The organism is Bradyrhizobium sp. UBA2491 (assembly GCF_002341725.1).
GTDB lineage: Bacteria > Pseudomonadota > Alphaproteobacteria > Rhizobiales > Xanthobacteraceae > Bradyrhizobium.
The window spans coordinates 1-7,339 of the sequence record NZ_DDOP01000006.1 but is presented as its reverse complement, the minus strand read 5'-3'; the positions used below and the strand labels follow the sequence as shown (position 1 = coordinate 7,339).

The following is a 7,339-nucleotide window of genomic DNA, read 5'->3' as shown; positions in this document are numbered from 1 at the left end:
GGCGGCACCAGCGGCCGCGCCGGCTGCGGCACCGGCTGTGATCGTACTACGGCCGTTGCGACCGCGCGAAGAGCTGTTCGTGCTGCGCTCGGCCTGTGGCGGCGACGTCCGCTCGATCTGCGGCGGCGTGCAACCGGGCGGCGGGCGGATCGTGCAATGCCTGGCAACCAATGCCGGCTCGCTGTCGCCGGCATGCCGCGAGGTGCTGGCGCCGTTCGCGGCGCGCTGATCCCGCTTTTTTCACGCGACTGACCGGAAGAGGGAGCGATCGATGCTGCGTATTGTCCTGACCGCCGCGCTGCTTTGCGGCTCAACCGCCGTCCTTGCCCAGGAGCTGACCACGGCGCAACGCGACGCCTGCATGGGCGACTACCAGAAGTTCTGCAAGAGCGTGACGCCCGGCGGCGGACGGATCATCGCCTGTCTCGCCAAGGAGAGCGACAAGCTGACGCCCGCCTGCAAGAAGGTGCTGGTGGAAGCGGAAAAGAAATAGCCGCCCGACGGTGAGACGACATGTGTCCGGCGATTGGCCGGGCACGGAGCCGCAGCACCTTGTTGTCACCCACAGGCCAACAATACTTCACTCCGGGAGAGGGAATCATGACGCGTTCAATTTTGCTGATCGCCGCGGCCCTGCTGTGCTTTGTCGCGACCATGACCTTTGAGTCCTCCGACGCCAATGCGGTGGTTTGCGCCCGCGGCGTCTATCGCGCCGGCTGCGCCGGCTATCGCGGGGCAGTCGTGGTCCGCAGGCCGCCCGTCGCCGGCTGCCGCTGGATTTGGGTCGACGGAGTGAAGGTCCGCCGCTGCTACTGAGCGCTTCGCCGCCACGCAGCGGCGTCGGTGCGCGCATTTTCCCTCTGGCGTTCCCGCCAGAGGGCGATTAGTCTGGACCCAAATTGTAAGTACACTGTCAATCTGGGAGGCAGACGTTGCGTATCGCCGTGATCGGCGGAGGCCCCGGTGGGCTCTATTTCGCCTATCTCTGGAAGAAGCGTCACCCCGACGCCGAGATCGATCTGTTCGAGCAGAACGCGGCCGGCGCCACCTGGGGCTTCGGCGTGGTGTTTTCCGAGCAGGCGCTGGACTTCCTGCGCGCCGATGACCCCGAGACGGTCGACGCCATCACCCCGAAGATGGAGAGCTGGAAGAACATCACCCTCAACCTGCGCGGCGAGAGCGTCGAGATCGACGGCGTCGGATTCTCCTCGATCGGGCGACTGGCGCTGCTGACGATCTTGCAGGAGCGCGTGCGCAGCACAGGCATCACGCCGCGCTTCGACACCGCGGTGCAATCGGTCGACGAACTCAAGGGGTACGACCTGATCGTCGCCGCCGACGGGCTGAACTCGATGGTCCGCCGCGGCAATGAGGCCGCGTTCGGGGCCTCGGTCGCGCATTCCTCCAACAAATTCGCCTGGTATGGCACCACGAAGCCCTTTGCGACGCTGTCGCAGACCTTCGTCGCGACCGAGCGCGGCAGCTTCAACGCCCATCATTATCGCTATGCGAAGGACATGAGCACCTTCCTGGTCGAGTGCGACGCGGCAACCTGGGAAGCCTATGGCTTCGCCGACAAGAGCATCGAGGCGTCGCAGGCGATCTGCGAAAAGGTGTTCGCCGCGACACTGGACGGCCACCGGCTGATCTCGAACAAATCGGTGTGGCGCAACTTCCCGTGGATCTGGAACGAGCGCTGGTCGCACGGCAACATCGTGCTGATCGGCGATGCGCTGCATTCGGCGCATTTCTCGATCGGTTCGGGCACGCGGCTGGCGATCGAGGACGCGATCGCGCTGACCAAGGCGCTGGAGAGCGAAAGCGGCATTGCCGCGGCGCTCGCCCGCTACGAGGCCGAACGCAAGCCGGTCGTGAAGAAGCTCGTCACCGCGGCGCGGACCAGCGCCGACTGGTACGAGCATTTCCCCGCGCATATGAAGCTCGATCTGATGGATTTCGCCTACAGCTACATCACCCGCTCCGGCCGGATCGACGACGCGCGGCTGCGCGCGATGTCGCCCACCTTCATGGCCCGGTACGAAGCCGCAAAGGGACAATCATGACGGGGATCGCCGACCAGGTTCCGCTGGATAGTCCCGGTGCGCGCGAGATCGGCTTCACGATCCCCGAGCGCTACAATGCGAGCCGCATCCTGTTCGACAATCTCGGCAACGGCAACGCCGGGCGTCTGGCGCTGACCGGCCCTGCCGGCACGCGGACCTATCGCGAGTTGTGCGCCGATGCGGCGCGCTGGGGCCACGCCTTCCGGTCGCTCGGGCTGCAACGCGGCGACCGCGTGCTGCTGTTCCTCGACGACACGCCGGCCTACCCGGCGGCGTTCTTCGGCGCGGTGCGCGCCGGCTTCGTGCCGCTCCTGATCAACACGCTCACGACACCGGAGCTGTTGCAGTTCTACCTGTCCGACGCCGGTGCAAAGGTTGCCGTCACCGATGCCGAGTTCTGCTCGCGCTTCAACGCGGAGGCCTGCAAGGACACGCCGCTGCGTACGCTGATCGTGGTCAACGGCACCGCCGACGATCACGCGGTTGCCGAAGCCCGCAACGCCGGTGATTGGCTGCAAGGTTTTCCCGGCGACCTCGACGAAGCCGACACCCACCGCAACGAGATGGCGTTCTGGATGTATTCGTCGGGCTCGACCGGCCGGCCCAAGGGCATCGTGCATTTGCAGCACGACATGGCCTATAGCGAGCAGGCGTTTGCCCGCAGCGTGCTGAAGCTTCAGCCCGGCGACATCTGCCTCTCGGTGCCGAAGATCTTCTTCGCCTATGGCTTCGGCAATTCGATCACGTTTCCGTTCTCGGTCGGCGCCGCGACGCTGCTGCTGCCGGGCCAGCCGAAGCCGGCCGCGATCTTCGCGGCGATCGGACAATACCGACCGACGGTGTTCTTCGGCCTGCCGACGCTCTACATCTCGCTGACCAAGGCCGAGGGCGCCGACGCGGCGGATTTCTCCTCGCTGCGCATGGCGGTGTCAGCCGCGGAGGTGCTGTCGGCCGAGGTCTTCAACGGCTGGAAGCAACTCACCGGCCTCGAGATCATCGAAGGGCTCGGTTCGACCGAGGTGCTGCACGTCTATCTCAGCAACCGCGCGGAGCAGAAGAAGCTCGGCGCGGCGGGTCTGCGCGTGCCCGGCTACGAGATCATGCTGCGCGACAGCGACGGCCGCGAGGTCGGCGACAATGAGGAGGGCATCCTGTGGGTGCGCGGCGATTCCGCCACGCCGCTGTACTGGAACCGGCCGGACAAGACCGCCGAGACGGTGCGTGAGGACGGCTGGATCTACACCGGCGACCGCTTCATCCGCGACAGCGACGGCTTCCACTTCTTCCGCGGCCGCGCCGACGACCTGATCAAGATCTCCGGCCAGTGGGTCTACCCGCTGGAGGTCGAGCTCTGCCTCGCCGATCACCCCGATGTCCGCGAATGCGCCGTCTACGCTGCCGAATTGCCCGACCGCCGCATGACGCTCAGGGCCGTGGTGGTGATGAACAAAGGCGGCTTCGACAGCAACGAGGCGACGCGGCGGCTACAGGACTACGTGAAGACGAAACTGCTGCCGTACAAATATCCGCGCGAGGTGAAGTTCATCGACGAGCTGCCGAAGACCGGCACCGGCAAGATCGACCGCCAGGCCGTGATGCGGATGTGAGGCGGCCTTTCGAGTAAGCGCGGCTTCCACAAATTCGGTGTCGTCCCGGCGAAGGCCGGGACGACGACTGAATTTGCCGAGACTAACTGCCCAGCCCCGTCCCGCCATACAGCCACGCGATATCGTCGCACCATTCGTTCTGCGACTTCGCGCTCATGATCGCGTTGCGGATGCGGGCGTGGTCGCCCGCGGGGTGATAGACGTGCTCGCCGATCGCGCGGGACATCAGCTGCACCTGCGCGGTGCGCGGGAAGCGTTGCGCGCGATAGGCGTCGAGCGCCGCCGACTGATCATCATGATTGGCCAGCATGTGCGACAGGCAGACCGCGTCCTCCATCGCCTGGCAGGCGCCCTGCGCGAAATATTGCAGCATCGGATGCGCGGCATCGCCCAGCAACGCGACGCGGCCGTCGATCCAGCGCTCGGTGGGATCGCGGTCGCACAGCACCCAGAGCTTCCAGTTGGTGCCGTGGCGGATGATGCTTTGCGCCCGCTCATGGACGTGGGCAAAGCCCCTCATCACCTCGTCCTCGGAGACCGGCTTGCCGGCGACCGGCTCCGGCGCATCATTGTGATAGGTGACGACGAGGTTGAACACCTTCCAGCCCGACAGCGGGTAATGCACGATGTGGCATTTCGGGCCGGCCCACAGCGTCGCCGCGTTCCAGCGCAGATCCTCCGGCATCTGCTCGGTGGGGATCACCGAGCGATAGGTGGTGTGGCCGGAGACGCGCGGCGGACCATCCGCCGTGACCTGCTTGCGGATGTTCGACCATAGCCCGTCGGCACCGATCAGCAGGCGTCCAATGATCCGCTCGCCATTGGCGAGCTTTGCGGTCACGGCCGAGCCATCCTGCTCATAGCCTGTCACCTCGCTGGAGACGCGCAGTTCGATCAGTTCGTGATTTTGGCAAGCGCGCAGGAACACGCCGTGCAGGTCGCCGCGATGCACCACCGCATAGGGATTGCCGAACCGCGCCCGAAAGCTATCGCCGAGGTCGATATGGGTGATCTCGTCCGCTGTCAGCGCATCCATCAATCGGAGCTGATCGATATAGACCGCCATGTTGCGCGCGGCCTCGCCGACGCCGAGATAGTCGAAGGCGTGGAACGCGTTCGGCCCAAGCTGGATGCCGGCCCCGATCTCACCGAGCGCTGCGGCCTTTTCCAGCAGGATCGAGCGGATGCCCTTCTGCGCGAGCCCGAGCGCCACCGCGAGGCCGCCAATGCCGCCGCCTGCGATCAGGACCGGCTTGCTCTCCGCCATCAGCCCGATCTCCCGAGATGTTCGAGCGCGTCTTCGGCACGCAGCGGCACCCGCGACGCCTCGTTGTTGAGGTCGACAAGTTGGGTCAAGAGCGAGAGCAGCGTCTTGCGGTCGGCCGGCTTCAGCGGCTCCAGCATCCGCGCCTGCGCCTTGTCGACCGAAGGCATGATGTCGTTGAGCACGCCAGCTCCGGCCTTGGTGAGGTAAAGCAGCTTGACGCGCTTGTCTTCGGCTGCCGGCTTGCGCACGATGAACGCCTTGGCCTCCAGCCGCTCGATCACATTGCCGAGCGTGGAGCGGTCGAACGCGATCACCGCGGAGAGCCTAGTCGCGTCGATGCCGGGATGGGTCGAGATCGTGACCAGCGCGGCATATTGCACCGGCGTCAGGTCGAACGCGCTGCATTCCTCGATGAACAGCGCGACCGCGATCTGCTGCATCCGCCGGAACAGATAACCGGGCGCGGTGTAGACCGCATCCATGGTGACGGGCGTCGGCTTGCTACTCGGCATCGGGCTGCTTGTCCGGGGCGGCGTCGGCGAACGCCTTGACCTGCTTCGCCACCGCCTCGGCCTTGATCAGGCGTGGATAGGCCGACACATCGACACCGAACCGCCGCGCATTGGCGAGCTGCGGCACCAGGCAGAGATCCGCGAGCGTGGGCGTATCGCCGAAGCAGAACGTCCCCGCCTCGTCGGCGATCAGGGTCTCGCAGGCCGCAAGTCCCTCGCGATTGGCCCAGGCCGCCCATTCGGTCACCTGCTCCTCGGGCAGGCCGAGTTTGCGCAACCGCGCCAGCACCTTCAGGTTCTGCACCGGGTGGGTGTCGCAGGCGATCGCTTGGGCGAAGGCGCGCACCTTGGCGCGGCGCAGCGGATCCTGCGGCAGCAGCGGCGGATTGGGATTGGTCTCGTCGAGCCATTCGATGATCGCGAGCGACTGGGTCAGGATCGCACCGGCGTCACTCTCCAGCGTCGGCACCAGCCCCTGCGGATTGATCGCGAGATAGGCCGGGGCGCACTGCTCGCCCTTGCGCAGATGATGCGGCAGGTGCTCCGGCGTCAGCCCCTTCAGATTGAGGGCGATCCGGACCCGGTAGGATGCGCTGCTGCGGAAATAGCCATGCAGCTTCATCGGAACCTCCCTCGCGTTTTCGTCATTGGGTGTTCGTTGACGCTAGCCATATTGTCAGTATACTGTCAATTAAATTGAACCGACAAGAATGATGGGAGGCTTGCCATGGAAGCCGTGCAGAAGACCCCGGAGCGCGAGGCGTTCTACAAGAAGATCGACGGCGAGAATCTATCAGCGCTCTGGAACGTGCTCGGCGACCTGGTGACGCCGGAGCCGCGCAGCGCCTGCCGCCCGCATCTGTGGAAGTTCGACCAGATCCGCGACTACATGAACGAAGCCGGCAAGCTGATCACGGCCAAGGAAGCCGAGCGCCGCGTGCTGGTGCTGGAGAATCCCGGCCTGCGCGGGCAATCCAGGATCACGACCTCGCTGTTCGCCGGAGTACAAATGGTGGTGCCGGGCGACGTCGCGCCCGCCCATCGCCACACCCAGTCGGCGCTGCGTTTCGTGCTCGAAGGCAAAGGCGCCTATACCGCAGTCGATGGCGAGCGCACCGCGATGGCGCCGGGCGATTTCGTCATCACGCCGTCGATGACCTGGCATGACCATTCCAACGAAACCTCAGAGCCGATGTTCTGGCTCGACGGGCTCGACATCCCGATGGTGCAGTTCTTCGACTGCTCGTTCGCGGAAGGCGCCAAGGAGGACCAGCAGGCGATCTCCAAGCCGGCCGGCGACAGCTTCGCGCGCTACGGCCGCAACCTGCTGCCGATCGACCAGAAGCGATCGTCGAAGACCTCGCCGATCTTCAACTATCCCTATGAGCACACCCGCGAGACGCTGGAGCAGGCCAGGGCCCGCGACGAGTGGGATGCCTGCCACGGCCTGAAGCTGAAATTCTCCAACCCCGAGACCGGCGATTTCGCGATGCCGACCATCGGCACCTTCATCCAGCTGCTGCCGAAGGGTTTCAAGACCGCGCGCTATCGTTCCACTGATGCGACCGTGTTCGCCGCGATCGAGGGCAAGGGCCGCACAAGGGTCGGCGACCAGACCTTCGAATGGGGACCGCGCGATCTGTTCGTGGTGCCGAGCTGGCACTGGGTCACCCACGAGGCCGACGCGGACTCGGTGCTGTTCTCGTTCTCGGATCGCCCGGTGCAGCAGAAGCTGGACCTGTTCCGCGAGGATCGGGGCAACGCTTAAGCCAGCAACGTGTAGTCGTCGTCCCGGCGAAAGCCGGGACCTATACGCCGCGGCCTCAGGAAGGGGCACGCGGCAAGTCATTCATCTTACAAACGCCAGCGGTGGTTATGGGTCCCCTGAGT

Annotated in this window: 9 protein-coding genes; 6 read left to right on the top strand and 3 right to left on the bottom strand. The window is 65.5% G+C overall.

What is annotated here, in order from left to right; translation table 11 throughout:
- The 5 genes from B2W55_RS01470 to B2W55_RS01450 all read left to right on the top strand — a co-directional run.
- A partial coding sequence (locus tag B2W55_RS01470) for a cysteine rich repeat-containing protein (protein ID WP_291532173.1) occupies positions 1-229 on the top strand: 229 nt, incomplete at its 5' end.
- Positions 230-271: 42 nt separating this feature from the next.
- Entirely contained in the window at positions 272-493 is a 222-nt protein-coding gene (locus tag B2W55_RS01465) for a cysteine rich repeat-containing protein (RefSeq protein ID WP_024581572.1), read from the top strand.
- 107 nt (positions 494-600) lie between these two features.
- On the top strand, positions 601-816 hold the full coding sequence (locus B2W55_RS01460) for a hypothetical protein (protein ID WP_024581571.1): 216 nt from the start codon (positions 601-603) through the stop codon (positions 814-816).
- 116 nt (positions 817-932) lie between these two features.
- A complete protein-coding gene (locus B2W55_RS01455) occupies positions 933-2,063 on the top strand; it encodes an FAD-dependent monooxygenase (protein ID WP_024581570.1) in 1,131 nt (376 codons plus the stop codon).
- The gene (locus tag B2W55_RS01450; protein ID WP_029879164.1) at positions 2,060-3,670 is read left to right on the top strand and encodes a benzoate-CoA ligase family protein; all 1,611 of its coding nucleotides are present in this window, start codon (positions 2,060-2,062) and stop codon (positions 3,668-3,670) included. The genes B2W55_RS01455 and B2W55_RS01450 overlap by 4 nt, the downstream gene beginning before the upstream one ends.
- Before the next feature lie 82 nt (positions 3,671-3,752).
- On the opposite strand, the gene B2W55_RS01445 is transcribed toward B2W55_RS01450, so the two are convergent.
- The 3 genes from B2W55_RS01445 to maiA are packed head-to-tail and all read right to left on the bottom strand — an operon-like array spanning position 3,753 to position 6,071.
- A complete protein-coding gene (locus B2W55_RS01445; RefSeq protein WP_024581568.1) occupies positions 3,753-4,937 on the bottom strand; it encodes a 3-hydroxybenzoate 6-monooxygenase in 1,185 nt (394 codons plus the stop codon).
- Positions 4,937-5,449 (bottom strand): MarR family winged helix-turn-helix transcriptional regulator, encoded by a 513-nt coding sequence (locus B2W55_RS01440; RefSeq protein ID WP_024581567.1) that lies wholly within the window; start codon positions 5,447-5,449, stop codon positions 4,937-4,939. The genes B2W55_RS01445 and B2W55_RS01440 overlap by 1 nt, the downstream gene beginning before the upstream one ends.
- Positions 5,439-6,071 carry a maleylacetoacetate isomerase gene (maiA, locus tag B2W55_RS01435; protein ID WP_024581566.1) on the bottom strand — a complete coding sequence of 211 codons (633 nt, stop codon included), beginning with the start codon at positions 6,069-6,071 and terminating at the stop codon, positions 5,439-5,441. Before maiA ends, B2W55_RS01440 begins: the two co-directional genes overlap by 11 nt.
- 105 nt (positions 6,072-6,176) lie before the next feature.
- Between maiA and gtdA the strand changes: the two genes are divergently transcribed.
- Positions 6,177-7,217, top strand: coding sequence for a gentisate 1,2-dioxygenase (gtdA, locus tag B2W55_RS01430; protein ID WP_024581565.1), 1,041 nt, complete (start codon positions 6,177-6,179; stop codon positions 7,215-7,217).
- The last annotated feature ends 122 nt before the right edge of the window (positions 7,218-7,339 follow it).

Coding starts and splice junctions, on each gene's coding strand:
- maiA (WP_024581566.1), bottom strand. CDS start 6,071: ATGAAGCTGCATGGCTATTTCCGCAGCAGCGCATCCTACCGGGTCCGG.
- B2W55_RS01465 (WP_024581572.1), top strand. CDS start 272: ATGCTGCGTATTGTCCTGACCGCCGCGCTGCTTTGCGGCTCAACCGCC.
- B2W55_RS01440 (WP_024581567.1), bottom strand. CDS start 5,449: ATGCCGAGTAGCAAGCCGACGCCCGTCACCATGGATGCGGTCTACACC.
- B2W55_RS01460 (WP_024581571.1), top strand. CDS start 601: ATGACGCGTTCAATTTTGCTGATCGCCGCGGCCCTGCTGTGCTTTGTC.
- B2W55_RS01445 (WP_024581568.1), bottom strand. CDS start 4,937: ATGGCGGAGAGCAAGCCGGTCCTGATCGCAGGCGGCGGCATTGGCGGC.
- gtdA (WP_024581565.1), top strand. CDS start 6,177: ATGGAAGCCGTGCAGAAGACCCCGGAGCGCGAGGCGTTCTACAAGAAG.
- B2W55_RS01450 (WP_029879164.1), top strand. CDS start 2,060: ATGACGGGGATCGCCGACCAGGTTCCGCTGGATAGTCCCGGTGCGCGC.